19 protein-coding genes, 1 tRNA gene and 1 riboswitch are annotated in these 26,369 nt (G+C 40.6%); of the genes, 15 read left to right on the plus strand and 5 right to left on the minus strand.

Translation table 11 applies throughout. From position 1 onward, the window contains the following. Positions 1 to 137 precede the first annotated feature (137 nt). From GGQ60_RS07200 to GGQ60_RS07235, 8 genes are all read left to right on the plus strand, one after another. Positions 138 to 3,437, plus strand: coding sequence for a SusC/RagA family TonB-linked outer membrane protein (locus GGQ60_RS07200; RefSeq protein ID WP_183761640.1), 3,300 nt, complete (start codon positions 138 to 140; stop codon positions 3,435 to 3,437). Positions 3,438 to 3,455: 18 nt separating this feature from the next. Next, complete coding sequence (locus GGQ60_RS07205; RefSeq protein WP_183761643.1) at positions 3,456 to 5,216, plus strand: RagB/SusD family nutrient uptake outer membrane protein; 1,761 nt, start codon at positions 3,456 to 3,458, stop codon at positions 5,214 to 5,216. Positions 5,217 to 5,524: 308 nt separating this feature from the next. Continuing rightward, on the plus strand, positions 5,525 to 7,819 hold the full coding sequence (locus GGQ60_RS07210) for a glycosyl hydrolase family 95 catalytic domain-containing protein (RefSeq protein WP_183761646.1): 2,295 nt from the start codon (positions 5,525 to 5,527) through the stop codon (positions 7,817 to 7,819). A 3-nt stretch (positions 7,820 to 7,822) separates the two neighbouring features. After that, the gene (locus GGQ60_RS07215) at positions 7,823 to 9,940 is read left to right on the plus strand and encodes a polysaccharide lyase family 8 super-sandwich domain-containing protein (protein WP_183761649.1); all 2,118 of its coding nucleotides are present in this window, start codon (positions 7,823 to 7,825) and stop codon (positions 9,938 to 9,940) included. An 80-nt stretch (positions 9,941 to 10,020) separates the two neighbouring features. Next, positions 10,021 to 11,208 (plus strand): glycoside hydrolase family 88 protein, encoded by a 1,188-nt coding sequence (locus tag GGQ60_RS07220; RefSeq protein WP_221235912.1) that lies wholly within the window; start codon positions 10,021 to 10,023, stop codon positions 11,206 to 11,208. Between the two features lie 398 nt (positions 11,209 to 11,606). Continuing rightward, positions 11,607 to 12,830, plus strand: a complete 1,224-nt coding sequence (locus GGQ60_RS07225; RefSeq protein WP_183761652.1) for a DUF2264 domain-containing protein — start codon at positions 11,607 to 11,609, stop codon at positions 12,828 to 12,830. An 84-nt stretch (positions 12,831 to 12,914) separates the two neighbouring features. After that, complete coding sequence (gene kduI, locus GGQ60_RS07230; RefSeq protein ID WP_183761654.1) at positions 12,915 to 13,754, plus strand: 5-dehydro-4-deoxy-D-glucuronate isomerase; 840 nt, start codon at positions 12,915 to 12,917, stop codon at positions 13,752 to 13,754. 33 nt (positions 13,755 to 13,787) lie between these two features. Then, positions 13,788 to 14,552 (plus strand): SDR family NAD(P)-dependent oxidoreductase, encoded by a 765-nt coding sequence (locus GGQ60_RS07235; protein WP_183761657.1) that lies wholly within the window; start codon positions 13,788 to 13,790, stop codon positions 14,550 to 14,552. Positions 14,553 to 14,736: 184 nt separating this feature from the next. Here the strand turns inward: GGQ60_RS07235 and GGQ60_RS07240 are convergent, their stop codons facing one another. From GGQ60_RS07240 to GGQ60_RS07250, 3 genes are all read right to left on the minus strand, one after another. Next, complete coding sequence (locus GGQ60_RS07240) at positions 14,737 to 15,363, minus strand: carbonic anhydrase (RefSeq protein ID WP_183761660.1); 627 nt, start codon at positions 15,361 to 15,363, stop codon at positions 14,737 to 14,739. A gap of 304 nt (positions 15,364 to 15,667) precedes the next feature. After that, positions 15,668 to 16,276, minus strand: coding sequence for a hypothetical protein (locus GGQ60_RS07245; RefSeq protein ID WP_183761664.1), 609 nt, complete (start codon positions 16,274 to 16,276; stop codon positions 15,668 to 15,670). A 308-nt stretch (positions 16,277 to 16,584) separates the two neighbouring features. After that, positions 16,585 to 17,229, minus strand: coding sequence for a Crp/Fnr family transcriptional regulator (locus tag GGQ60_RS07250; protein WP_183761667.1), 645 nt, complete (start codon positions 17,227 to 17,229; stop codon positions 16,585 to 16,587). Positions 17,230 to 17,307: 78 nt separating this feature from the next. On the opposite strand from GGQ60_RS07250, the gene GGQ60_RS07255 reads away from it, so the two are divergent. From GGQ60_RS07255 to GGQ60_RS07275, 5 genes are all read left to right on the plus strand, one after another. Then, a complete protein-coding gene (locus GGQ60_RS07255) occupies positions 17,308 to 18,003 on the plus strand; it encodes an HAD family hydrolase (protein WP_183761671.1) in 696 nt (231 codons plus the stop codon). Beyond that, positions 18,000 to 18,659 (plus strand): chloramphenicol acetyltransferase, encoded by a 660-nt coding sequence (locus GGQ60_RS07260; RefSeq protein WP_183761674.1) that lies wholly within the window; start codon positions 18,000 to 18,002, stop codon positions 18,657 to 18,659. The genes GGQ60_RS07255 and GGQ60_RS07260 overlap by 4 nt, the downstream gene beginning before the upstream one ends. Positions 18,660 to 18,714: 55 nt before the next feature. Beyond that, a complete protein-coding gene (locus GGQ60_RS07265; protein WP_183761677.1) occupies positions 18,715 to 18,921 on the plus strand; it encodes a hypothetical protein in 207 nt (68 codons plus the stop codon). Positions 18,922 to 19,031: 110 nt separating this feature from the next. Continuing rightward, a tRNA-Ala gene (locus tag GGQ60_RS07270) sits at positions 19,032 to 19,105 on the plus strand. Between the two features lie 379 nt (positions 19,106 to 19,484). Beyond that, the gene (locus GGQ60_RS07275) at positions 19,485 to 20,459 is read left to right on the plus strand and encodes a DKNYY domain-containing protein (protein WP_183761680.1); all 975 of its coding nucleotides are present in this window, start codon (positions 19,485 to 19,487) and stop codon (positions 20,457 to 20,459) included. 318 nt (positions 20,460 to 20,777) lie between these two features. Here GGQ60_RS07275 and GGQ60_RS07280 read toward each other — a convergent pair whose 3' ends face one another. Both GGQ60_RS07280 and GGQ60_RS07285 read right to left on the minus strand, forming a co-directional pair. Then, entirely contained in the window at positions 20,778 to 22,178 is a 1,401-nt protein-coding gene (locus GGQ60_RS07280) for a S41 family peptidase (protein WP_183761683.1), read from the minus strand. 144 nt (positions 22,179 to 22,322) lie between these two features. After that, on the minus strand, positions 22,323 to 23,129 hold the full coding sequence (locus tag GGQ60_RS07285; protein ID WP_183761686.1) for a helix-turn-helix domain-containing protein: 807 nt from the start codon (positions 23,127 to 23,129) through the stop codon (positions 22,323 to 22,325). A 505-nt stretch (positions 23,130 to 23,634) separates the two neighbouring features. Continuing rightward, positions 23,635 to 23,731: riboswitch (SAM riboswitch) on the plus strand. 49 nt (positions 23,732 to 23,780) lie between these two features. Here GGQ60_RS07285 and GGQ60_RS07290 point away from each other — a divergent pair. After that, the gene (locus GGQ60_RS07290) at positions 23,781 to 24,935 is read left to right on the plus strand and encodes a cysteine desulfurase family protein (protein ID WP_183761690.1); all 1,155 of its coding nucleotides are present in this window, start codon (positions 23,781 to 23,783) and stop codon (positions 24,933 to 24,935) included. A 39-nt stretch (positions 24,936 to 24,974) separates the two neighbouring features. Beyond that, positions 24,975 to 26,102: a TlpA disulfide reductase family protein gene (locus GGQ60_RS07295; protein ID WP_183761693.1), complete on the plus strand. Its 1,128-nt coding sequence runs from the start codon at positions 24,975 to 24,977 to the stop codon at positions 26,100 to 26,102. The last annotated feature ends 267 nt before the right edge of the window (positions 26,103 to 26,369 follow it).

Raw genomic sequence — 26,369 nt, forward strand, 5'->3', positions numbered from 1 at the left:
ATATTAGAGCAAAACCAAACCCTTTAAGCCGATATCTTTTTTCTGATAGCGGGAGCTCACGTTCCGGCTGTTTGCAGTTACAGGTTATGCCCATAATTTTTTGCGATTAGAAAAAATGTTAGTCAACTAAACAAACAATGGAAAAACTTTACAAACATCCCAAAATTGCAGGGCCAAAACCAGGCAATTTTAACTGGTGGGCAAAATTATGCTCACTGATTATGATTTTGAGTGTTATGGCATTATCTGCCTTTGCTCAAACCGTAAAAATTACAGGAACGGTAAAAGATACGCAAGGCGGGGTATTACCCGGAGTAAGTGTAAAAATAAAAGGAACATCTACAGTTACCTTAACAGCCAGCGACGGTAAGTTTTCTTTAACCATCCCATCAACGCAGAGTGTACTGATTTTTTCCTATATCGGTTATGATGCTAAAGAGGTAGTTGTAGGTAATTCGACCAATTTACAGGTAACGCTAGAGGACCAGAATAATAGTTTAAATGATGTAGTAGTTGTTGGTTACGGTGTGCAAAAGAAAGTAAATGTTATAGGCTCGGTAGCGACAATTGATGCGAAAGCCATTGAAAACCGTCCTGTTACCAACCTTTCATCTTCTTTAGGTGGCTTAAGTTCAGGTGTTTCGGTCAGACAATCATCAGGTAAACCGGGTGCAGATGGAGCAACTATTCGGATCCGTGGAACAGGAACCTTGAATAGTAACAATGCTTTAATTATTGTTGATGGTATTGTAGGTAGTATGGATGCTGTAAACCCGAATGATGTGGAAACAGTTTCGATTTTAAAAGATGCTGCCGCCGCATCTATTTATGGCTCGCTAGCGGCCAATGGGGTAATTTTAATCACCACAAAAAAAGGTAAACAAGGAAAAACTACGGTAACTTACAGCGGACTTGGCTCAGTGGCTAAACCTGCTAACCTACCAACTTTCGTAACTGATTATGTTACGCACATGCAATTGGTTAACGAAGGCTATAAAAATTTGGGGCAAACACCAATTTATACCGATGCTACCATAGCCTTGTGGACAGCTGCAAATGCTAATCCAGATGGTTTAACCTCACAGGGAATTCCAAATTATGTAGCTTATCCAAATACAGACTGGGGTAAAACAATTTTTGAAAATAATTTTGCCCAACAACATAATATTTCATTAAATGGTGGAAGTGAAAACACACAGTACCTATTGTCTGCATTTTATATTAACAACCCGGGTACGATGGCGAATACGGGATCTGATAAGTATAATCTGAGGATCAATCTGCAATCGAAAGTTGCCAGTTTCTTAACAGTAGGAACTCAAACCTTTGCATCAAACCAAACTTTTGGTTTGGCAAGCACTGATAATGCATTTAATTTTTTGCGTCAAACTACACCGGGGGTTTATCCTGTTTACAATGGTAAATATGGTTTCCCGGCAGCTGCCGAAGAATCATCAACTGCAAATAACATTTCTTCGTATTTATACAGCACCGGAGGAAATGATAATGAAACTCGCATTAACACAACAGTTTTTGCCAGGTTCGATATATTAAAAGGCTTAAACTTTGAAACCAGATTTAATTATCAGGCTCGTCAGGAAGAATTTAATACGCATTCTATAACAAATGAACGTTGGAACTTTGCAACAAACACTTTGAAAACTGCGGCGACAACTCCTGATCAGTTGAGTACAAACTATGGGTTTAATAAAAACTATTCGTATACAATTGATAATATTTTAAACTATAAAACCACTATTGCTAAAGTGCATGATATTGGGGTGTTGGCAGGTTATAATCAGTATTATTACAACTATTATAATTTTGGTGCAAGCAAGAAAGGTTTGATCGATGAAACTATTACTACCCTTGGTTCTGCAACGACTTTGACTTCCGCATCAGGTGATGAGTACGATTACGCATTACGTTCTTATTTTGGCCGTTTAAACTATGCATTCAAAAACAGGTATCTGGTAGAAGGTGTTTTCAGATATGATGGTTCGTCAAGATTTTCGGCCGATAACAGATGGGGATTCTTTCCTGCAGTATCTGCCGGATGGCGTATTTCTGAAGAACCTTTTATGAAAGGTTTGAATAAATATGTTGGTAACCTTAAATTAAGAGCATCTTGGGGTAAAACAGGTAACAATGCTTCTGGCAATTACGATTATCAGGCAGTATATGGTGCCACCAATTATTCTTTCAATGGGTTACAGTCAACAGGTCTTGTTTCAACTAAGTTTGCTAACAATGATTTAAAATGGGAAACCACCACAACAACTAACATTGGTTTAGATGGTAACTTATTTAAGGGAGCATTAACTTTCGAAATTGACTTGTATAAAAAATACACCGATGGAATTCTGTTTACCCCAACTATTCCATTAACAACTGGTACTGCAACCGCGGCTACTCAAAACATTGCCGAAGTTTCTAACAAAGGGGTGGAGCTGACACTTGGTTATAATGGAAAAGTTGGCGATTTCAAATATGGTGTATCAGGAAATTTTGCCTATAATTTTAACAGGGTTTCTAAATATAAAGGTTTGTTTAACGCTGGTTATACGACCGATGCATTGGGCAATAGAGTGTATACTTCAAACTTAGGAAATGTTTCGAGCGGCAGTACAAACAGAATTTTAGAAAAGCATGAGATTAATGAATATTATCTTCAAACAGTTTATAAAGGAACAGGCGATTATTTTACCGATGGTAAGGTTAATATAAACGGTGGACCAAAAGATGGTATGATTCGTACAACCGATGATATGAACTGGTTGAATGCGATGATTGCAGCTGGTTATACTTTCCAGCCAGCAGGTGGGGTGAGTAAAACTAAAATTTATTACGGCGACTTAATTTATGCGGATAATAATGGTGACGGTTTATACGGCAACTCTTTTGACGCACAGTTTCTTAACAAATCATCAACACCAAGATATAACTATGGTTTCAATGTAAACTTTTCTTATAAAAATATAGATATGTCTATGCTATGGTCGGGTAGTGCAGGCATGTGGTATTATTGGAATTCAACCGGTTACAATAACTCCATTGTATCTTTGGGTAATGCAGTAAGTACCTTAATTGCAGGCGACCATTATTATTATAACGATGCCAATCCGTCTGATCCGGCAAATAATATTTCGGCTCATTACCCCCGTTTAAAAAATACTACGGATGCACAGAATGCAGCTGTAGCCAGTGACTTTTATTTGTACAATGCATCTTATCTGAAGCTGAAGAATTTACAGATTGGTTATACCATTCCTGAAAAAATTTCTAAAAAAGCTTTAATCAGCAGGGCGAGAATTTATGTATCGGGAGAAAACCTTTGGACGATAACCAATTACCCAGGTTTAGATCCAGAAATAGGTGCTGGTATTGGTTATCCAACGATGCGTCAGTACTCTGTAGGATTAAATGTTACTTTTTAACGATTTAGAAAGAAGAAAATGAAAAAGATTTTAACCATAATACTTACAATTGCTGTACTTACAGGTTGTAAAAAAGATTTATTAGAAACAGCCCCTTACTCTCAGGTTGCATCTGAAACCATGTGGAGTACCGATAACTTAACTGATCAGGGGGTAACGGGTGTTTATGCTTTACTTCGATATGGCATTCAATCAGGGGGAGCATCAGGACTGGAACTTTATCAAATGGATGCTTTAGGTTTTACCGGACAAACATCTGGAGCCGAATCATTACTCTCAGGAACAATTACACCATCAAACGGATACTTCAGTTCGCACTGGCAAAACCTTTACGAAGGGATTCAAAGAGCTAATGATGCCATAAAAAATATTGCTTTGAAATCTCCATCCTCTCCTGAAAAAAAAGCAAGGTATATTGCAGAATGTAAATTCTTACGGGCATATTTTTATTTAAGGTTAAATCAGCTTTATAAAGGGGTGCCTATTTATTTAGAACCGTTTACTGCTGCTGATGCCACAAAAGCCCGTTCTACAGAAACAGAGGTTTGGGCTCAGGTGATCAGTGATTTAACCGCCGCAATTGCAGAGCCAAACCTGCCTGATAGATATGCAAGTGGTAATGCGAATTACGGGCATATTACTAAAGGCGCCGCTTATGCTTTGCGTGGAAAAGCTTATATGTACACGCAAAAATGGGATTTAGCTGCCGTAGATTTTCAAAAAGTTAAAGATGCTGGTTATGCCTTATTTTCCAATTATTCAACCTTATTTAAAACGGCAAACGAGCAATCGACTGAAATGATCTTTTCTATTCAAAATGTAGGCGTTAGTGGTTTTGGTTCAGATACCCAGTTTTATTGCGGTACCCGTTCTTCTTTCGGCTCTTGCTGGAATACGTACCACGTATCTCCAAATTTAGTTGATTTGTATGAGAACATAGATGGCTCTAAGTTTGATTGGGAAGCTGCTATTCCAGGGTACAATGCTTTAAGTGTTGCTGAACGTGAGGTTTACTTTTTAAGGAACAATTTAACAGCAGCTGAAATTGCTGCAGCAACAACAAGGGGAGCAAAAATGAATTTGTATTTGCCAACCGGTAATGAAGCCCGTTTGCTTAAAGCTTATACCAATCGCGATCCAAGATTAGCAGCGAATGTAATTACGCCGTATTCTACTTACGTTGGGGTATTCGGCGGTGCAAACGCAGTGGTAACCTCAAGGTGGCCATATCGCGCGGAAGCAGCAACCAACGGAGATTTACGTACAGATACTCAAAGTTTATTCTATTACTTATATAGGAAATATGTTTATGAAGGCACTGCAGAAACGCCAGCAAGAGATTATGGTCCAACAGATATGGTTTTAATCAGATATGCGGATGTACTTTTAATGTGGGCAGAAGCACTAAATGAACAAGGTTTAACTGCCGAAGCAATTGCTAAAGTAAATGAAGTAAGAACCCGTGCAGGAGTTGCGCTACTTCAAAATACAAATGCTGCTTTGCCAACATTCGTAACCGGACAAACAGATCTAAGAGAAAGGATCCGCAACGAAAGAAGGGTAGAATTCCCTAATGAGGGTATAAATTTCTTTGATGAAATGAGGTGGAAAAGCTGGAAAGACAAAGTTTTTTATGCCGGTAACGGTGTAAAGCAAGTGTGGGGTAAAGTGGTATATGCCTACTCTTTTAAAGGTGATTACCTTTACAATTGGCCAGTTCCGGCAGTAGAGATTGAAAGAAACCCTAACCTGACTCAAAATCCGGGTTGGATAAATTAGAATTATAAAAAGTATTTTTTCGCCGTCACAAAGGTGGCGGCTTTTTACTTAAATTTCTATACAGAGTGGAGAGGTTGTTTTAAAGTGTTGATATATAGATGGACGACATCTCCCAGGTGTTACACGCTGTCCGGATTTGAAATTTACAATTGCCAAAAATATAGCCTTGATACAAAATGCAGGTTGGTAAAAAAATAAAAAAAATCGGCTTTGTCCGGTCAAATTTAGTTAGTTTGAGTTGGTTGGGCCACCTTGCCCGGGCTTGGTGGCTTTTTTCAGCATCCTCATCCAATTAAATAGTTGAACACATGAAGCATCACACCTTGTTACAACATTGCAGAATAATCGTTAATTACAGCCTGTTGCTCCTGTTTTTAGGAGTACCTTTTTGGGGTGCGGCGCAGGTGCCTGCCCGCGAAGTAAACTGGCCGGTATTTATGGCCCGGCAAAATTTAAAATGGGACCAGCCCGGAAAAGATTATTATAGTGGTATGATTCTGGGGAATGGTTTGCTGGGTACCAATATTTACCAGGAAAACGATAGCTCAATCCGTTTCGATATCGGGCGTACTGATGTTGTCGATCACCGCGAAAAACTTTTGCCCAATGCAGGCAAATTGTATACGCAGGCACGTTTACCCCTTGGTTATTTTACCCTTAAAACTGCTGGCAAAATAACCGGTGCCAAAATGGAACTGGATATTTACAATGCCACAGCCAGCGGAACGGTTTTTACCACGCAGGGTACACTCAGTTTTACTGCTTTTGTTGCCGCAACGCAAAATGTGATCAGCATTGACCTAAAAGCGACGGCGAGAGAGCAGGCAAGAGGCTGGAAATGGAATCCGGGGAAGAGCATTAGTCCGCGGTATTTTCAAAGATACCCTACCGATAAACCTGTAAATTATCCTGAAAACCCGCCGGTAAAATGGAGTACGGCAAAGGGTTACACTTTTTGCAATCAACCATTGCTCAATAACGGCGGTTACACCACCGCATATAAAATATTAAACAACAGCGGGGCACAACAATTAATAGTGAGCGTAGGCTACGATGGGGAAGGGACAGCCGACGAAAATAAAGAAGCGGAGAATAACCTGCGGAGGTTTGAAAATGATAAGCAAAGTTTGATTTCGCACCGCAATTGGTGGCACCAGTATTACCAGAAAAGCTTCATTGCCTTGCCCGATAAGCGGATGGAAAACTTCTATTGGATACAGCTGTATAAGCTGGCATCGGTAACCCGCGCCGATAAACCTGTTGCCGATTTAATGGGACCCTGGACCGCCGCCACACCATGGCCGGCCATCTGGTGGAATTTGAACGCGCAGCTTACTTATTCGCCGATTTTTACAGCCAACCATCTCGAACTGGGCGAATCACTGTTCAGCTCATTAAACCGCAACCGGCAAAACCTGATTAACAATGTACCCGAACAATGGCGTAACGATGCTGCTGCGATAGGCAGAAGTTCTGCTTATGGCCTGGTAAGCCCCATCAGCGAGGCCGAAATCAGCAAAGGTACTTTTGAACCCGCCAATCTTACCTGGCTGCTTTATTATTACTACCAGTATTATGCTTACAGCCGCGACGAGCAAACGCTTAAAACTAAAATATATCCTTTGTTAAAGCGATCAGCAAATTTTTTGATTTACCAGCTTAAGCCAGACGACCAGGGAATTTATCATTTCCCCATGTCGCATTCGCCCGAATATAAAAATGCCGAGGATGCCAATTATACTTTGGCCAGTTTAAGCTGGGCCCTGCAAACGCTGATCAAGGTAAATGATGAACAGCAGTTAAACGATGCAGATGCCGGTAAATGGAAAACGATTTTGAAAAATCTTACGCCTTTTCCGGTTGGCGAAAGTGGATTTTTAATCGGTAAAGATGTGCCCCTGAATAGTTCGCACAGGCATTATTCGCACCTGTTGATGATTTACCCTTATAACCTGGTTAACTGGGACCAGCCCGAAAACAGGGCGCTGATCAGCCGATCGTTACAAAACTGGCTATCCTACAAAAACGCGTTGGCCGGTTTTTCGTTTACGGGAGCAGCCTCCATTTATGCCGGCACCGGGAACGGCGATATGGCTTACCAGTGGTTAAACGAGTTGCTGGATCGGTTTATACAGGTAAATACCCTTTACCGCGAATCGGGTCCGGTTATCGAAACGCCTTTGGCTGCGGCCACTTCTATCCAGGAAATGCTGTTGCAGAGCTGGGGCGGAAAAATCAGGGTTTTCCCGGCAATTCCAACAAGCTGGCAAAACACATCGTTTAAACAACTCCTTGCTGAAGGGGCATTTTTAGTGAGTGCCGACAGGCAGAAAGGCAGTACACAACAGATACAAATAACCAGCTTAAAAGGAGGCGGTCTTACCCTGGTAACCGATATGCCTGAGTTTACTATCCACTCTAACAAACGTACAAAGGTTGATTTTCGAATTCAAAAAACTGCCGGAAAAACCATCGTCGAAGTTGCAAAAACCATCATCGGAGAAACGATACAATTTGTTTCGGCCAGCTTTGAAAAAAAACAGGCACCTGGTTTTCCTTACAGTAAATATCAGGACTGGTTTTGGGGGCTCAATAAAAAATAACAGATGTTCGCTAACAATACAATAAAGGTTTTTCCCCTGTCCGCTTCCGGAATCATCAGATCAGGAGTGCTGAAAATGATGCTGCTCTGCCTGCTGTTCAGCACGGCCAGGGCACAGCAGGAGCCTTATCAAACCATTTTGCAACGCATCAGTGCCGATTTGCAGACTTTTGTGAAGGATCAAGACCTGGCCAGGGAAGTGGAGGCTAACCTGAAAAATTTAAATCCCGACGGAAGCTGGGCCGATATCAATTATGCCGATGTGCAGTATGTCCCGCTGAAAAGAATTAAGGATATGGCCACAGCTTATATCCGCCCGGGTAACAAATGGTACAATGATGCCACAATCCATGCTTCAATTGTAAAGGCCCTGCAAAACTGGTTCGATAAAAATCCAAAGAATAAGAATTGGTGGTATAACGATATTTTCTACCCGCAAGCCATCGGGCAAACGCTCATTTTAATGCGGAATGCGAAGGTACAGCTGCCGGCCAATCTTGAGCAGGCACTGATTCAGCGAATGGTCATTCGCCGTTTCAGGACCGGCGATGGTGCCAACACGTCAGATGAAGCTTTACATTGCCTTTACCGGGCCTGTTTAACCAGGAATAAAGCCACCTTAGATTCAGCCGCAAAGTATTTATTCGAACCGATTGCTATTGCCGATGGGAAAGAAGGTGTGCAGGTAGATGGCAGTTATTACCAGCATGGCAAACAACAGGCCATTGCCAGTTATGGGCGTGTTTTTGCCGGTAACTCTGTAAATGCTGCATTTTACTTAAGGGAAACCGGTTATGCCTTACCTAAAGCTCAACTGATTATCCTGGTAAACTACCTTAAAAATACTTTTCTGCGAACCATACGCGGTTCGTTCTATGATTTTAATGTACGTGGCAGGGGCATTAGCCGCAAAGATTCGTTAAGCAGCGGCATGGGAGGGATGATCGAGAAAATTAAGTTATTTGACCCCGAAAATGCCCGCTACTGGGAGGCTTCGGCCCAGAGAACATCCAATAAAAAGCCTGCCGATTATGGTATTGTAGCTGGCCATGCCCAATTTTGGAAAAGCAATTACACGCTGCATGTGCGGCCCGCTTATACCTTCAGTGTGCAAACCGCATCTGACCGTACTTTACGCACCGAACGCGGGAATAACGAAAACATCCTGGGGAGATTTTTACCAGATGGTGCAACCAATATTCAGCGCAGCGGATCGGAATATGCTAATTTAATGCCTGTATGGGAATGGGATAAAATACCCGGAACCACCAGCAGGGATTATCCCGACGATGAGGGGGCAACCATACGTAAAGATTGGGGAGTACCCGGTACCACCAGGTTTTCAGGTGGAGTAACCGATGGTATTTACGGTGTATCGTGCTACGATTTAAATTACGACAGTGTTCAGGCCAAAAAGGCCTGGTTCTTTTTCGATAAGGAAGTGGTTTGTTTAGGGGCTGGAATTAAGAGCGATAGCCCCGAGCCCATTACCACCACCATTAATCAGGCCTGGTTAAGGGGCGAAATAGGTCGCTCACCAATTGCAAAGGGCGAAAAAGGATTTTGGGCATTGCACGATAGTATTGCTTATATTTTTCCGGAGGGCAGCCATCCCGAAATCAGTAATGCCCTGCAAAATGGCAGCTGGTACCGCATCAATCAGTTTCAGTCCAAAACCGAACTGAAGCACCCGGTATTTAAAATCTGGATAAACCACGGCATAAAACCCGGTCATGCCAGTTATCAATATATCGTTGTTCCGGGAATTACTGCCGCGGGCCTAAAAAAATACGATCGCAGTATGGTACAGATTTTAAAGAATACAGCCGAACTGCAGGCGGTAAAACATAAGGGCTTAAATATGCTGCAGGCCGTATTTTACACTGCTGGAACATTGACCTGTGATGGCGCTATGCTTACCGTTGATAAGCCTTGTACCATATACATCAAAAATTTAAATACAGCCGTTCCGGTGCTTTATATTGCCGATCCGGCCCAGGAAAATGCTTCCGTTCAGGTACAGTTTAAGCCTGCCGGATCATCAAAGCCTAAAAACATAACCTGTAATCTGCCTGTCGGTGCCTTTGCTGGCGCCACGGCAAGTTTTAAAATAACAGAATAACACAGCTAAACTATGAAACCATCAGGCTTACCGTTGTACAGGTAGAACGGATAATCTTGTTACAGAAGCACAAAAATGATATGATGAAAAAAATCAACTTAGCCGCTACATTGCTCCTTTTAATCGGGAGTGTTTCGTATGCCCAAAGCCCAAAGAAGCCAATGGCTCAATTAATTAACGACGAATTTAAATTCGCTGCCAATCAATATCAGGTATTGGCCAAAAATATCCCTGCAGGTAAAACACCGCAGAGTTTTGATAAAGGCAAATCTATTAATTACGATATTAAATGGTGGTGCAGTGGTTTTTATTCGGGCAGTTTGTGGTACATCTATGAACAGACCAAAGATGCCGGTATAAAACAGGAAGCCGAAGCAGCCTTAAAAACAATAGAACCCAACCAAACCTATACCGGTAACCATGATCTGGGTTTTATGATGTACTGCAGTTTTGGTAACGCTTACCGCATAACCGGCAAACCCGAATATAAAGCGATCATCCAGCGGTCTGCCGAATCATTAGCTACCCGCTATCGTCCGGTTGTAAAATCAATTCAGTCATGGAACAAGAGCAAATTATGGGAGTGCCCTGTAATTATCGATAATATGATGAACCTGGAAATGTTAAACTGGGCAAGCGATAATGGTGGCAATTCAAAGTATAAAGAAATTGCCATTACCCACGCCAATACCACCATCAAAAACCATTTCCGCCCTGATTTTAGTTCTTACCACGTGGTGGATTATAATCCCCAGACGGGCGATGTAATCAGGAAAGCCACCTGGCAGGGAGCCGCAAACTGTTCGGCATGGTCGCGCGGGCAGGGTTGGGCATTATATGGCTATACCATGATGTACCGTTTTACCAAAGATGAAACGTATTTAAAACAGGCCAAAGGAATTGCCCACTTTATTTTAAATCATCCGAATTTACCAGCAGATAAAATTCCTTTTTGGGATTTCGATGCACAGGGTATTCCGTTTGCCAAACGCGATGCCTCTGCAGGTGCACTGATGGCTTCAGCCTTATTGGAACTTGCACAATATACTACAGATCATGAGAAAGCAGAATTCAAATCTGCAGCCGAAACCATGATCTATTCGCTTTCCAGCAATGCATACCATGCCAAACTGGGCGAAAACGGAGGCTTTTTGTTGATGCACAGTACAGGTGCTTACCCTTTAAACAGTGAAATAGACGTACCCCTGGTTTATGCCGATTACTATTACCTGGAAGCTTTGGCGAGGTATAAAAAATGGTATCTATAACAATTTATTGAACCCGGGTTTTGGATGCTATATGCCAGATTAACTTAAATTTAAGTAAAACTGATTGTTTTTATCAGGAAATGAAGGCTCCGTTTTTCTTCGGCAACAGCAGTCCCCTTATCCGCTATAGTCCCGGCCTGAAGTCGGGAGCTGCCGCTGCTACCGGGTTTATGAACAAGGGACGGTGCAAAACTGCCAAAAGCTACTGTTTACCGGCCGGTTTACCCTTTAATAGTAATGCTAGCCGGGACACTTAGGCCGATTGATTGAACACGAGCCCGATATGTCATCGGGTGAGTAAAACGGAAAGCGCGAAGAAACCTTGATAATTGCACGTAGCCGCTCTCCAAGCTCTTTTAACAGAACCTGATTTTAATGTAAAACCGCATACTAAAGAAATGAAACACAAACTTATTTTTTCTCTCCTGCTCATCTGTACGCAGTTCACTTATGCACAAAAGAAACCAGCAACCGGTGCCGAAGACCGTGCATTTTGGGTAAAAACGTTAAACCGTATTGCCTACCCCGTAATCCACAACCTGGCCAACGAAACGCTGAAAAAGAATATGCCGGTAGAAAAAGCTCCTGGTTATGGCTTAAATGCGGCCAGAGTTACCTATCTCGAAGCATTAGGGCGTACGGTTGCCGGTGTGGCGCCATGGCTGGCTTTGCCTGATGATGAAACTGCTGAAGGTAAATTGCGAAAAAACATGCGTACTGAACTTTTAAAGGCCCTAACCAATTCTGTTAACCCGGAGAGTCCTGATTACATCAGTTACCGTTCCGAAAGTCAGCCAATTGTTGATGCCGCTTATGTTGCCCATGCTTTTTTGCGTGCACCAAAAGCTTTGTGGGAACCGCTTGACGAAACCACTAAAAAAAGGTTTGTAGAAGAGTTTAAATCGCTCAGAACCCGTACAGGTGCTTACAATAACTGGTTATTGTTTGCGGGCTTAACCGAAGGCTTTTTATTAAGCATTGGCGAACAGTACGATCCGGCCCGTGTGCAGTTTTCAATCAATAAAATGAAAGAATGGTATGTTGGCGACAGCTGGTACAGTGATGGCGAAAAATTCAGCATGGATTATTACAATTCTTATGTGATCCACCCCATGCTGGTTGATCTTTTAAAAGTGCTGGTTGACAAAAAGAGGGCACAGCAGGCCGATTACGACCTGGCTTTAAAACGGATGGTACGCTATTCGGAATATCTGGAAAGGATCATCTCGCCTGAAGGTACATATCCTGCTTATGGCCGCTCCATTACCTACCGCACTGCGGCCTTTCAGGCATTGGCGCAAACGGCTTTGATGGAAAAACTACCCGAATACATAAAGCCTGCGCAGGTACGTGGCGCGTTAACCAAGGTGATGCACAATCTTTACGATGGAAACCAGAATTTCGACGATAAAGGCTGGCTGGTGCTGGGTTTTAACGGCCATCAGCCCGAAGTAGCCGATACCTATACCTCTACCGGGAGTTTGTACATAGCCAGCCTTGGTTTTTTAACCTTAGGCCTGCCTGCCGGTCATAAATTCTGGACCGATGCACCTGCTCCCTGGACCAGTTTAAAAGCCTGGAATGGAGAAACGATAAAAAAGGATTATAAAGTTGAGTATTAATATCAATAATAGGTATCGTATAAATATATTTGCGTGTAAGATCTGATCTGTTCAGTTCTTACCTCACAACTCAATTTTTAATCAATGAACAAATTCGAAAGCCGTTACGCTCAAAGCCCTAAAGAAGTTAAACAAATGGATACCGCAGCGCTGCGGGAAAATTTCTTAATCGAAAACGTATTTGAAGCCAACCAGGTAAACCTTACCCTATCTCATTTTGACAGGTATATTGTTGGTGGCGCCATGCCAACCGACCAGAAAATAGCCCTGCCAAATCCCGATGATTTAAAAGCGGCTTACTTTTTAGAACGCAGAGAGTTGGGCATTATCAACGTAGGCGGAAAAGCAATCGTTACGGCTGATGACGAAAGCTACGAATTGGATTACAAGGAAGCTTTATATATTGGCAAAGGCACTAAAGAAGTGTTCTTCGAATCGGCAGATAAAGGTGTAGCCACCAAGTTATACCTTAATTCGGCACCTGCACACCATACTTACCCTACTAAAAAGGTGAGCAAGGCAGAAGCGGAGATTGTTGAGCTGGGCTCGCCCGAAACGGCTAACCACAGGGTTATTAATAAACTATTGGTGAATAGCGTATTACCAACTTGCCAGCTGCAGATGGGCATGACCGAGTTAAAATCGGGCAGCGTTTGGAATACCATGCCGGCACATACACACGACAGGCGGATGGAAGCTTATTTCTATTTTGAGGTTCCTCAGGGGCAAAGCGTTTGCCACTTTATGGGGCAGCCACAGGAAACACGCCACATCTGGATGCAGGGCGATCAGGCGGTAATTTCGCCAAACTGGTCAATTCATTCAGGTGCTGGTACCAGTAACTATACCTTTATCTGGGGCATGGCTGGCGAAAACCTGGATTATGGCGACATGGACCACTGCGCTATTACCGAATTGAAATAAATTACCATCATCAAAAAGAATTAATAACAGATCATGTCGAACCAATTTAATTTAGCAGGTAAAACTGCCTTGGTTACCGGTTGTAAAAGGGGCATTGGTAAAGCCATGGCTTTAGCTTTGGCCGAAGCAGGAGCCGATGTTATCGGTGTTTCTGCCAGCCTTGAGTTACAAGGCAGCTCCATTGAAAAAGAAGTTTTGGCCCTTGGCCGTAAATTTTTTGCTTATCAGTGCGATTTCGGTAAACGCGAAAACACCCTGGCCTTTGCGGCCCGGGTAAAAGCCGATCACCCGGTAATTGATATCCTGGTAAACAACGCCGGAACCATTTTGCGAAAGCCCATCGCCGAACACCCTGATGAGTATTGGGATGAGGTAATTGCCGTAAACCAAACTGCTCCGTTTATCTTAACCCGCGAGGTAGGCCGCGATATGGTGGCCAGAGGTAGCGGAAAAATTATTTTTACCGCGTCATTACTGTCGTTCCAGGGAGGTATTACCGTACCGGGTTATGCAGCAAGTAAAGGGGCAATTGCTTCCTTAACCAAAGCATTTGCTAATGAGTGGGCAGCCAAAGGCGTAAATGTAAATGCCATCGCGCCGGGCTATATTGCTACTGATAATACTACTGCTTTACGCGATGACCAGGAAAGAAGTACGTCAATTTTATCGCGTATTCCGGCAGGAAGGTGGGGCACACCAGAAGATTTTAAAGGGCCAACTTTATTCCTTGCCTCGCCGGCAAGTGATTATGTTCACGGAACAATATTAACCGTTGATGGCGGTTGGATGGGACGGTAGGCTAGTTCTTAGTCGGTAGTCTTTAGTCCTGGGAACGTCTTAGTCATTATTCAAACCTTGCAGATTTTAAAAACCTGTGAAGGTTACGTTAAAGAAGTCAAGTTTTTTTAAACTTGACTTCTTTTTTGCTCATTCCGAAATAGAGAGGGTGTTGATGCTTACGCTCCGGTTTCTGAATCACCGGCTAGTACAGCTTATAAATCTCTGTAATATCTTTCAATATTTTTTCGAAGTCGATTTTCAGATCAATTAACCGGCCGGTTCTGATGTCGAAAACCCAGCCCTGAACGGTTAAGCCACGGTGAACGATGGCTTCCTGTACTGCTGCCGTTTTAAGCAGGTTAACACACTGTTCCTGTACATTCAGTTCAACAAGGCGGTTGTATCGTGCATCCTCATCGGCAATCACATTCAATTCATCTTTGTGTAAACGGTAAACATCGCGGATATTTCTTAACCAGGGGTTTAAAATACCCAAATCCGCAGGCTGCATAGCTGCTTTTACACCCCCGCAATTATAGTGGCCGCAAACTACAATGTGATTTACCTTTAAATGTCGTACGGCGTAATTTAAAACCGTCATTACGCTTAAATCTACGTTATTTACCAGGTTGGCAATGTTACGGTGTACAAATGCCTGGCCGGGCTGGATTCCCATTAAATCTTCTGCCGTAACACGACTATCCGAACATCCGATATATAAAAATTCAGGGCTCTGGCCTTTAGCCAGATCGGTAAAATAGTCCGGATTGATGGATAGTTTTTCAGCAATCCATTTTTCGTTGTTCTTAAAAACTTCTTCTACATTCATAATTAACTTGGATAAAATATATTGTTGTTAAGCGGAAAAACATAGTGTATATACGGGCATAAAACTATAAAAGATTTCCAGATTCTGATAACAAATGAAGGCTGCAAATGTTTAGCGAAACAGAAGATGTTGGCAATAAATATCTTTACCCAGGCATGCAGAGGGTTAAGTGAAGATAAGGGGCCGGAATTGATGGAGTAGCCATTGGCAGGCTTCAAAACTGGCAATAAGAATTATTCACTTAATGGGAAGAGATACTTCCGAAGCCTGGCAGATCCAACCTTCGGAAGTGGGTAGATTTTTTTTAGCTGGCTACTGCCACCGCATTTTTATTAATGTGGTTTGGAAGTTCTTCAAGGGTATACAGGTTAACCAACGATTCCCTTAATACATTTTTTGAATCGTACCAGGTATTTTCTTTTGTAAAGTGGCAAAGGCCTTTGCTCAGTTCGGTAATAATTGCACCGATTAATGTGGCAAAATGGTTTTCAAAAACATCACCAGGATGGTATTTTATAGAAAAAACCTTACTGTAATTTTGAAGTTGTGCTTCTACTTCAGCGCTAAGTTTTACCGGTTTGGCAACTTTTCTTTTTTTCTTTTTAAAAAGCCCCAATAATTTTTGGATAAAGCTCTGTTTGATGATTTTCTCTTTAAAAAGTTTTTTCTTGTACGCTTTAAGGTCGAAAGATTTTAGCGATACGTTAAAATTAAGTTTTAAGTTGTTTTCGTTAAAAATTTCAAGGCTTGGTTTATCCCATTTAAAAACGATAGGCAGGTTGCCGTTTGCATTTCTGAATGAAAATGAAGAGTTAAGGTCAAGAACATGTTCATGTTCATTCAACCGTTTTAAAATGGTTGGAATAAGGTCGTCAGTTAAAGTATTGGTGTAGATGTTAATATAAGCACTCATGTTAGGTTAAGATTAACTAAAGTCAATGTAAATGGCGGATAAGCTTTTGGCCATGCGCCCTGTTTAAATGATAATTAAGGATATCATTGCGTTGAAGAACCCTCTGTTTTCCAGATAGCGCTCTTCACATCGATTAACTTGGAGATCTTAATAGGAATTGATGGTTGTGGTTTTTCATTTGTATATGTGGTATTTGTGTGTGTCTTATTTGGTGTTGCAAAGTAATTTTATACCTAAACGGGCGAAAGTGCCAAAGCGTTACAGTTAACTGCAAATTTTTTAAGCAATAATTATACCATAATACTATTTTACGATTTCAACCGTTGCAGCAGTTTTTTCATGTGGCCTAACTGTAAAATGTTTTCGAATTCGGAGGTATCGAAACCACCTTTGTTTATTAAAAGCTTTAAGCTTCTGTTAAAGCTTCTTACAGATATGCCTAAGTAGGCAGCCATGTCTTCTTTGGAGATGGAGATGTGCTCGTCGGCCTGCAGTTTTAACAATTTTAAAAGTGCATACTCCAGCGTATACAGCTGCTGGAAGGCGGCCCTTGTGCTGGTTTGTATAATCCGGGTAGACAGTTCCTGGAGTAAGATTGTAGTAAATTCACTACTTTTATCAATCAACGAATGAAAAAGATGATCAGGGATTACATAGGCCGTAACATCGCTAATGGCAGCCACATTGCATAAGCAATCTATCTTTTTTAAGGCTTCAAGCTCGCCCACAACTTCCCCTTTGCTTAAAAATTCGATGATAAAATCCTTGCCGTTCTCTTCAGAAATGAAACATTTGCTTATCCCGTCTTTAATCACGTAAATATTGCTGATTCTTTCGCCCTGTTCAATAAAACGGTATCCGGCGCTAAAGCTTTTGAGGGTAATTTTGGCTTCAGTATTTTCCTCGTAGAAACGTTCGATAAAGGATAAGAAAGTAAGATTGGTACGTAACATATGCTATCGGTCGGGACAAATGTCCTTTTTTAAAGGGATGCACCGCGTTATTTTTGTGCCACAAAAGTAAACATAACCATGAAAAATAAGATTACCATAATTGCTTTTGATGCCGATGATACCCTTTGGGTAAACGAACCTTATTTCCGTGAAACCGAAGAACGCTTTGCCGATCTCTTAGAAGATTTTATGCCACGCCACAGCATTATGGCAGCGTTATATAAAACTGAAGTGGCCAATTTATCCCTTTATGGTTATGGCATTAAAGGTTTTATGCTGAGCATGATCGAAACAGCCATGCAGATTACCATGGGGAAAATCGATCCCATCATTGTTGAAAAAGTTCTCGAACTGGGGAAAGAGATGCTTAATAAACCGATAGAATTGTTGGATGGGGTAGAGGAAGTACTGAAAGCTTTACATGGAAAATACAGGTTGGTGGTGGCTACCAAAGGCGATCTGCTCGATCAGCAGCGAAAACTCACCAAATCGGGGCTTGATCATTATTTTCATCATATTGAAATCATGAGTGATAAACAGGAAAAAGACTATCAAAAACTGATCAGGCACCTGGATTGTAAACCAGAGGAGTTTATGATGTTGGGCAATTCCTTAAAATCGGATATTTTGCCGGTACTCAACATCGGTGGCCATGCCGTACACATCCCTTATCACACCACCTGGATACACGAAAGCATCGATCATACCATCGAACACCCCAATTTTTATGAGGTGGAAAGTCTGTCCGGGGTTTTACCGCAATTAATAGCATGAAAGAAAAAATAGATATCAACAACTGGATCAGAAAAGATCATTTTAATTTTTTTAGCACTTTTGAAGAACCCTTCTTTGGTGTTACGGTAGAGGTAGATTGCACCGCTACCTACCAGGAGGCAAAAGAAAACAACCTTTCGTTCTTTTTGCTTTACCTGCACAAATCGTTGCTCGCCGTAAACCGGGTAGAACCGTTTAGTTACCGGATTATAAATGGAGAAGTCTGGAAATATGATACCGTAAATGCAGCCGCTACCATCAACAGGCCAAACGGTACTTTTGGGTTTGGTTACCTGGATTTTTACGAAGATTTTGAAGATTTCAAAACCGAAGCCGGTAAGGAAATTGAAAAAGTACAGGCTACAACCGGTTTAATCCCATCCTCATCAGGTGAAAATGTAATCCATTATTCTGCATTGCCCTGGTTAAATTTCACTTCTTTGTCGCACGCCCGCAATTATGCTCATCATGACAGCTGCCCGAAAATATCTTTTGGTAAAGTGCGCGAAGAGAAAGGAAGAAAAATAATGCCGCTTTCCATCCATGTGAACCATGCGCTAATGGATGGCTATCATGTTGGTGAGTTTGTAGAGACCTATCAGGATTTATTAAGCAAAAAGAGTTTAAATCCCAGCTTTAGTCCGGCACTCAAATAAATTAAACCTAAAAAAAACTTAATACGAGGTTAACATAGGGATTTTATTTTCGGTAATGTTTATAGCTGCCGTAATTATTCCTTTCTATCTGCTGGCCATGGTAACCATGTGTTATATGGATACGGTATACAAAGCAATAATGTTTTTGGTGATGCTGTTGATAGCTACATTTATACTGTTCCTGTTCATCAATTATCCTTTCCAATCGGCGGTTACGGTAATCTTTTTTATGGGCATGTTTGCCTTTAAACCCAAAGATTGATCAAAAAGATCAATTATCATTTGCAATCGACAAAGTATTTGCTATTTTTGCAGCGCAAGCCGGAAATCTTGCTTTCATAACCGGTTCGGGTTATGGAATAATCAAAACTCGGGGGATTAGCTCATTTGGCTAGAGCGCTTGCCTGGCAGGCAAGAGGTGACCGGTTCGAATCCGGTATTCTCCACAACGAAAGCCTTTTAACGAAAGTTGAAAGGCTTTTTTTGTGACCGATATTAAAATAAGTTGATACTGTAGATGGCTTATTGTCAAAAAATGGACAAAAGATCATTAAGTACAGTTAAATGCTTGCCTTTAAATTGTAGGTTGTTCAAGAAGTTGAAAAAATGATTAAGTCTCAAAAAGAAGAGATGGTAGTCATAATAATAAAATAAATTTCCCCGGATTAAAATTCCTGTGAGTGCCAAAATATTCAAAAGGTAAAGTTCGTTTGATGGGGTAGGAAATAATATATTCGTAATCAAAATTAGCCATTATATGGCTCCCATTCACCTACTACGACAGTGTTGAAGTAAGTTGGTGGCGATCATAATAGATATACTTCAATGACAATAAGACGAGTAATAATTTTAGTTTTAACAATTTCAATTTTAACAAGTTGCAAGCGTGGCTATAAGATTGAAGGAGACAAAGTTTATTATGAATCTTGGAATGAGGGAAGCGGCAAGAATAAGCGAATAATTAAACAAGCTGATGCAAATACTTTTAAAGAATTAACTTTTGACTGCGATTGTAATTTTGAGTTTGGCAGGGATAAAAATCACCTGTTTATAGACGGAACACTTATACAAAATATCGATCCTAACACTTTTGAATTTATTGGAAATTATATTTTTCGTGATAAAGACTCCGCTTATTTTTTTGGTTTTTATAACGACATAAACGATTGTGTAATTAAAGGTATTAATCCCGACAAAATAAAATTGATTAAATATCCCTGGGCAAAGGCTGATAGTTTTTTAATTCATGGGACAGACGCTATTAAAATTGACGATTTAAATGAATTTGTACCTATTGACGATAATTGGGGAAAGACAAAAAAACACATCATTAATAACAATCAAATTCTATATGGAGCAGATGTAGAAACTTTTAAAATCACAAGTCCTTTTCAAGGTAAAGACAAAAGCTACAGTTATGAATTTGGTATTGTTAACGAAGATGATTTTAAAAAAACAAGCATTAAAACCTTTGACTTTGATAGAAAGGATTTTTGCGGATACGAACCTACGGCATTTGAAGATATCTATAATAGTTTGGTATCATATGAAGAAGATCAAAAAAAAGGAATTGAAATTGTGGAAAAACTAAAATCGAAAGGTTTTACAATTCAGAATATTAGATATTTAAATTGGTCAGGTGAATCAAAAATAATCAGTGTTTCATTGGTAAAAGATAAATGTAATTGCATTGTTGAGAAACTTTACCGTTACGATTATTCGAAGCTTCCTGAAACTAAAAATATATTTAAAGTAACCGAAAGACTACGCTGTGCAAGCCCTAGTGATCCAGGAAAGTAGGGTGTAGATTATTCCAAAACTGGCTTAAAGTACCAAAACAGCGCTTGGGTAATGCAATTGATGAAATTTCGAATCCGGTATTCTCCACTTAACGGAACATTGCAAAAGCAGTGTTCCGTTTTTTTGTGTAAAATTTGATAGTCAATAGGTTTCGGTCATCCGGATGTTGTGCCCGATTTTCTTCCCGGATTCCCATAGTCTTTGCAGGATGAAATTTGAAAAAATGTGATGCCTTAATAATTGGTTTACAGCAATTATTGAAGTATTAAATTAAATCAAAAAGAGTAACCGGATTTTTGAATTGCGCTCTTCTTAAAATCAATTTTCCAAATAATCCACTGCAAATGTTACCCAGTCTTTCACGGTATTTTCCAGGTAAATGTCGGGTTGTATGCCGATGTTGTCAATAGGATAATCTGGCAGGCGCAATGCCCTGTAAGTGGGCAGGAAAACCTGGTAACCGCAATCCAAATCAGTAAGGAAGGCATTGCCGTAATCTAAAGCACCGTAGCTGGGCTTACCGAAAATTTTCACTTTTTTACTTTGTTTTGCAATAAATAAAAAATATTCAGCCGAACTGCCAGTCATTTTATTGGCAAGAATGATAATATGCTTCGGACTTTTTGATGCTACCTCTACTTTTTCGTCATAGTAAGGAAGATCGCCGTCTTTATTGAAATTGACAAAATTCCCGAGATGCTCTTTCAGTACTTTTATTTTGGCATCCAGTCCTTTGGTATCCGTGTTTTGATCAAGCGTTTTTTTGTATTTCTCCAGTTGGTCAATATAGGTTTGTGTAGCCAAAAATTCTGCTCCTGTATTGCGGATGATTTTTCCCGAAATATATGGAAGCAATTTTTGATAAGAATCGGTAGTTCCACCCGGATTTCCTCTCAGGTCGATAATCAGATTTTCGCTGTTTTCGAGGAGTGATTTATTATTTTCAATCAGGCTGTCGATAGTAGCAAGGTATTTTTGCTCCATGCTCGGCAATTTTAGAAGAGCTGTTTTAGGAGTTACAGATTTAAAATAAAATCCGTTTAATGCTCTTATTTTTTCTTCGATCTGTAATTTGTTCAGAACCGGTTTTGGTGTTTGCTTTACCAGCGTAACGCTTACATCTTCCAGGTAAAGAATACTCTTATCCAGTAAACGGTAATCGCCTCTTTTTATGGTACCATCCAGCAAGGCATATTCAAAAGTGCCGTTGGGTAATAGCTTAAACTTGATATTTTTGCTTTTCCATTGGGGGTATTTGGAATCGATAATGAAACCGGTGTGTTCTATACTTCCGGTTTTTTTAACGCCGAAAACGTAATTTTCATTCGTCCAAATGCCTTCGTACTCATCTTTGGTTTGATTGATCTTGTTTTTGAAATCAGGCAAATCAATTTCTAAAGATTGGATTTCGGTATTGCCAGGTGCTGAAAAAGGAGTACCATTGGTACCTACCCAAAGATGGGGGTCTTTAAAAAAATCGGTGTATTGTTTTAAAATTCGCCGGCAAGCCTCATTATTTGCAGCGTGTGATTGGTTCAGTAGGTTGTTTTTCAGTGTTTTATAGCTGGAGTAATCGATGGTTTTATGTGCAAAGCCGGGGTATTCGGTTTCAATTTTAGTTATTAATTTTTCCATTACCTGGCTACAGCTGCAAGTATTATCCTGTGCCAAAAGCGAAAGCGGAAAAAAAGCCGAAAGAAAGAAAAAAAGGTGTTTCATCTGTTTTTTTAAATTGTTTTTTAGACTCAGATGGAATTCGCCAATAATGATTGTTCTGCTTGTGTGGAACTCTTAAGGCTCATTTCATCTGTTTTTTACAAACCTACCGACAGCGCCTTCGGCAAAATTGTAAAAATGTAAAGTCTATACAAAAAGCCAGATGTTTTCCTTAGCGGTATCTACATTTTTAAAAAAAGAATTGGGGCTTATTTTGGTAAGGTCTTTAAAATCTTTAATCATATGCGACTGGTCATAGAAAAGGCTGTCGTAGGTTAAATGTGTCAGATTTTTTGCCTTGTTCTGCTTCATAATTGCTGAGCGGAAACGCAGGATTTTCCGGTACTCTGCTGCGGGCTTGCCGAGGTTCTTAATAAAGAGTTGATTGAGATGCTGTCTGGAAAAATTATATTTTGAGGCAAGGTCGGCTATTTTTATATCAGACTCTAAATCGGATAGAATGCTGTTCATCAACTCTAAATTCCTGTTCTTAATTTTAGAAACCCAATACCTTTCCAAAAGTTCTATTTGTAACGACCGGTCTTCTGTTTCCATTATGGTTTTCATAGCAGAAATAAAATCCGGAAACGGGTTAAAGTCTACGTCACTTTTCTTCTGAAAAAAAGGCTGTGCATCATCCACAAAAAAATTGATTCCTAATGGTTTGAAATAAAGGGTAATTTCCAGCACCGAATTTTCATAAACAATTTCAATGGGAGCAGTATAGCGGGCTACAAAATTGGCACTTATGTTCTCTTTTTTTGATTGGCTTACGATGATAGAATTCTGTTCCTGCCGGATTTTGATGTTTTGATTGACTGAAACAATAAAAAAATTATTAGGAAAAGTAAAGTACCGCAATGGCTTTGAATATTTACCCGGGGTCATAAAATAATAACCTTTTATATACTTCTTTAAGACTTCATTTTCCGGAGTATAAAATTCTATTTTCATTTAAAATAAACGGTCAAACGCGATAATGTATTTTGCGGGCTGAAGTTCCGTGATTTCGTAATTTGCCCAATCATTTTTGTTTGAAATGGTCATCTTCCAAAATGCTTTTCAGTATAGTTTAGAAAAAATGTTCGCCAAAATGACCCGCCTGTTCTTCGAAAATAAAGGGGCAAATGTTGAATCTACCAACAGCGTTGGCAAGACATTTTTGCAATTTACATTTTTCAACGCAAATAAAAATGGCTTTTACTGATTGAGATAGCATAGTGGAGAATAACTTTTGCTGGTGGTACTGGTTTATAATAATCATTAACGAACAGGTATTCCGGTGCAATTTGTCAATCAAATCTGCATCCGGTTTGGCCCGAAACGGGCTGATCCATTGCATTGAAATACACAGCTTATGTTATTGAACTATACGCTTAATAAGGCGAAATAAAATATTTTTAAATAAAAACTATAAAATCTATAGAAATTATATACATTTGTGCCATTAATATTTTTTGACTTATCCAGAAAGACGGAGGGAAAGGCCCTATGATGTCTTAGCAACCTGTTGCCAAATAAGGTGCTAAATCCTTCCCGTAAGGGAAAGATAAGAATAACTTTCTCCGGAAATCTGAATAAGCAGTGGTGATTTAAAATTGAAAGATGAATATTTATTTAGATAATGCAGCTACCACCCCGCTTGCCAATGAGGTTTTTACAGCCATGAAACCCTTTATTTTTGAATCATTTGCTAACCCGTCTTCGGCACACGCTTTAGGCAGGTACGCCAGAGAAGCCGTTGAGCGATCGAGAAAAGTGATTGCAGATGCTTTACATACAGGACCTGGAAATATTTTCTTTACTTCCGGCGGAACCGAAGGTGATAATACCGCCATACTTTCGGCTATTTATCATCATAATATCCGCCTGGTCATTACGTCAAGGTTAGAGCATTATGCCGTTTTGAATCCACTCAAATCCTTAGCTGAAAGAGGGCTGATCAGGCTGGTCTATCTGGAAAACGATAGCAAGGGGAAATTATCGCTCACCGAGCTGGATACTTTGCTCGAAAACGGAGAACCAGCTCTCATATCCTTAATGCATGGTAACAACGAAATCGGAAATTTAAATCCTATTTTGGAAATTGCCGATCTTGCTGAGCATCATGGAGCCATCTTCCATTCAGATACGGTGCAAACCATTGGCCATATCGATATTAATACGCGGCAGCTGGCACCCGATTTTCTGGTGGGCTCGGCACATAAATTTCACGGGCCGAAAGGTGTTGGCTTTTTATACGCAAAAGAACCGGCTAATTTGCATGCTTTTATTAAGGGAGGGGCTCAGGAATCGGGAAAGCGGGCAGGTACCGAAAACGTAGCGGGTATTGTGGGGATGGCAGCCGCACTTCAGCATGCCTGTAATAACCAAAAACTTTACGAAACACATATCCAATCGCTCAAAAAAAGACTGCTCAACGGGCTTACAAACCTTGCAGGAGTAAGCTTTAATGGCTATTCAGATCATCCTGACAGAAGTTTACCCACCGTATTGAGTGTTTCCATACCTACGCTACCCGATGGCACCAATCTGCTGCAGACTTTAGACAGGGCCGGCATATTTGTTTCTGGCGGAAGTGCCTGTTCTTCCAATCATTCCTCGCACGTGATTGAAGCTTTGAGAAACGGTAAAAATGAAGAAACCATCAGGTTCTCTTTCAGCCGGTATAATACCGGGGCAGAAATAGATGAAGTGGTTGCGCAATTGAACAACCTTTACCGCAATCGCCGGGAACAGCCGAAACTGCGTTATGCTTAAAAATAATTCCTAATCATACATCAATAAAATCAATCTGAAATGAAAAAAACACTACTCGCTGCAGTTGCTGTACTGCCACTGGCTGCACTGGCACAAAAGCCATTCTCGTTAAACGGAACCCTAAAAAATGATAAAGGCAATGAGAAAATTTACCTCAGCTATTCGAAAGAAGGTAAAACGTTTTTAGACTCCACTGAATTAAAAAACGGCACTTTTGCTTTTAAAGGCGAAATAGGTGATCCGTTAAGGGCCTCGGTTTATAAAAAGCCGGCAGAGAAGAATGGGAAACGCGATTTCTTGTCCATTTACCTGGAACCTGCCAATATTCAGCTGGTATCGGCCGATTCATTAAAAAATGCTTCCATCAGCGGGTCGAAAGTAAATGCCGATAATGAAAAACTTAAGGCTTTAACCAAGCCGGTTCAGGATAAACTGGCTGCAATTAATAGCGAATTTGGTAAATTAACCGCCGAACAACGGAAAGACAAAGCCTTAACTGAAGCCATTTATAAACGCTATGAGACTGCCAGTAAAGAACTGGAGCCCATTTATATCGGTTTTGCCCGTTCAAACCCGCAATCTTACGTCAGCTTATCAGCCATCTCCCAGATCGCAACCAGCGAATCTGCCCAGCCTGAAGCAGAAAAGGCTTACGCAGCTTTAAGCCAGGACCTTAAAGACAGCAAATCGGGCAGAGATATTTCAACCTATTTCAACGCCGTAAAAAATACCAAAATAGGCCTTCGGGCGATAGATTTTACACAAAATGATGTGAATGACAAACCTGTAAAATTATCTGATTTTAAAGGTAAATATGTTCTGGTCGATTTCTGGGCATCGTGGTGTGGTCCGTGCAGACAGGAAAACCCTAATGTAGTGGCTGCCTATAACCAATATAAAGACAAAGGTTTTACTGTTTTAGGGGTTTCTCTGGATCAGCCTGGTAAAAAAGAAGCCTGGTTAAAAGCCATTGCCGACGATCAGTTAGCCTGGACACACGTTTCTGATTTAAAATTCTGGGATAATGCCGTAGCCAAACAATATGGTATCCGTTCCATTCCGGCAAATTTCCTGATTGATCCAAACGGAAAAATTGTTGCCAAAGGACTCAGGGGGGAGGCTTTAAAAGAAAAACTGGCTTCGTTACTTGATGCTAAAACCAAATAATCACATTTAATAAAATTTAGAAAAAACAGGGGCAAAAATGACAACCAGCTTTTGCGCAATTGCGTAAAAGTTTACCGGATAAAAAACAGGGGCGATTGAGGCCGCCCCTGAATAAGTGATCGATCACGGTATGTGACTACTAATGCTGAATTAATATTTAACCACTTAAAATCTAATATAATGAAAATATCCTAATTATTTAGTTGCTCCTGCAACTTATTAGCGAAACTATGTGCCCAATCATTGGCAACATGCGCTAGATCTATT

The organism is Pedobacter zeae (assembly GCF_014196715.1).
Lineage (GTDB): Bacteria > Bacteroidota > Bacteroidia > Sphingobacteriales > Sphingobacteriaceae > Pedobacter > Pedobacter zeae.

What these genes read in the sequence shown, in the direction of transcription:
- GGQ60_RS07200 (WP_183761640.1), top strand. Translation starts at nt 138, where the DNA reads ATGGAAAAACTTTACAAACATCCCAAAATTGCAGGGCCAAAACCAGGC.
- GGQ60_RS07280 (WP_183761683.1), bottom strand. Translation starts at nt 22,178, where the DNA reads ATGAAACACCTTTTTTTCTTTCTTTCGGCTTTTTTTCCGCTTTCGCTT.
- GGQ60_RS07265 (WP_183761677.1), top strand. Translation starts at nt 18,715, where the DNA reads ATGTTTATAGCTGCCGTAATTATTCCTTTCTATCTGCTGGCCATGGTA.
- GGQ60_RS07285 (WP_183761686.1), bottom strand. Translation starts at nt 23,129, where the DNA reads ATGAAAATAGAATTTTATACTCCGGAAAATGAAGTCTTAAAGAAGTAT.
- GGQ60_RS07255 (WP_183761671.1), top strand. Translation starts at nt 17,308, where the DNA reads ATGAAAAATAAGATTACCATAATTGCTTTTGATGCCGATGATACCCTT.
- GGQ60_RS07240 (WP_183761660.1), bottom strand. Translation starts at nt 15,363, where the DNA reads ATGAATGTAGAAGAAGTTTTTAAGAACAACGAAAAATGGATTGCTGAA.
- GGQ60_RS07220 (WP_221235912.1), top strand. Translation starts at nt 10,021, where the DNA reads ATGATGAAAAAAATCAACTTAGCCGCTACATTGCTCCTTTTAATCGGG.
- GGQ60_RS07290 (WP_183761690.1), top strand. Translation starts at nt 23,781, where the DNA reads ATGAATATTTATTTAGATAATGCAGCTACCACCCCGCTTGCCAATGAG.
- GGQ60_RS07275 (WP_183761680.1), top strand. Translation starts at nt 19,485, where the DNA reads ATGACAATAAGACGAGTAATAATTTTAGTTTTAACAATTTCAATTTTA.
- GGQ60_RS07210 (WP_183761646.1), top strand. Translation starts at nt 5,525, where the DNA reads ATGAAGCATCACACCTTGTTACAACATTGCAGAATAATCGTTAATTAC.
- GGQ60_RS07260 (WP_183761674.1), top strand. Translation starts at nt 18,000, where the DNA reads ATGAAAGAAAAAATAGATATCAACAACTGGATCAGAAAAGATCATTTT.
- kduI (WP_183761654.1), top strand. Translation starts at nt 12,915, where the DNA reads ATGAACAAATTCGAAAGCCGTTACGCTCAAAGCCCTAAAGAAGTTAAA.
- GGQ60_RS07235 (WP_183761657.1), top strand. Translation starts at nt 13,788, where the DNA reads ATGTCGAACCAATTTAATTTAGCAGGTAAAACTGCCTTGGTTACCGGT.
- GGQ60_RS07295 (WP_183761693.1), top strand. Translation starts at nt 24,975, where the DNA reads ATGAAAAAAACACTACTCGCTGCAGTTGCTGTACTGCCACTGGCTGCA.
- GGQ60_RS07250 (WP_183761667.1), bottom strand. Translation starts at nt 17,229, where the DNA reads ATGTTACGTACCAATCTTACTTTCTTATCCTTTATCGAACGTTTCTAC.
- GGQ60_RS07205 (WP_183761643.1), top strand. Translation starts at nt 3,456, where the DNA reads ATGAAAAAGATTTTAACCATAATACTTACAATTGCTGTACTTACAGGT.
- GGQ60_RS07245 (WP_183761664.1), bottom strand. Translation starts at nt 16,276, where the DNA reads ATGAGTGCTTATATTAACATCTACACCAATACTTTAACTGACGACCTT.
- GGQ60_RS07225 (WP_183761652.1), top strand. Translation starts at nt 11,607, where the DNA reads ATGAAACACAAACTTATTTTTTCTCTCCTGCTCATCTGTACGCAGTTC.
- GGQ60_RS07215 (WP_183761649.1), top strand. Translation starts at nt 7,823, where the DNA reads ATGTTCGCTAACAATACAATAAAGGTTTTTCCCCTGTCCGCTTCCGGA.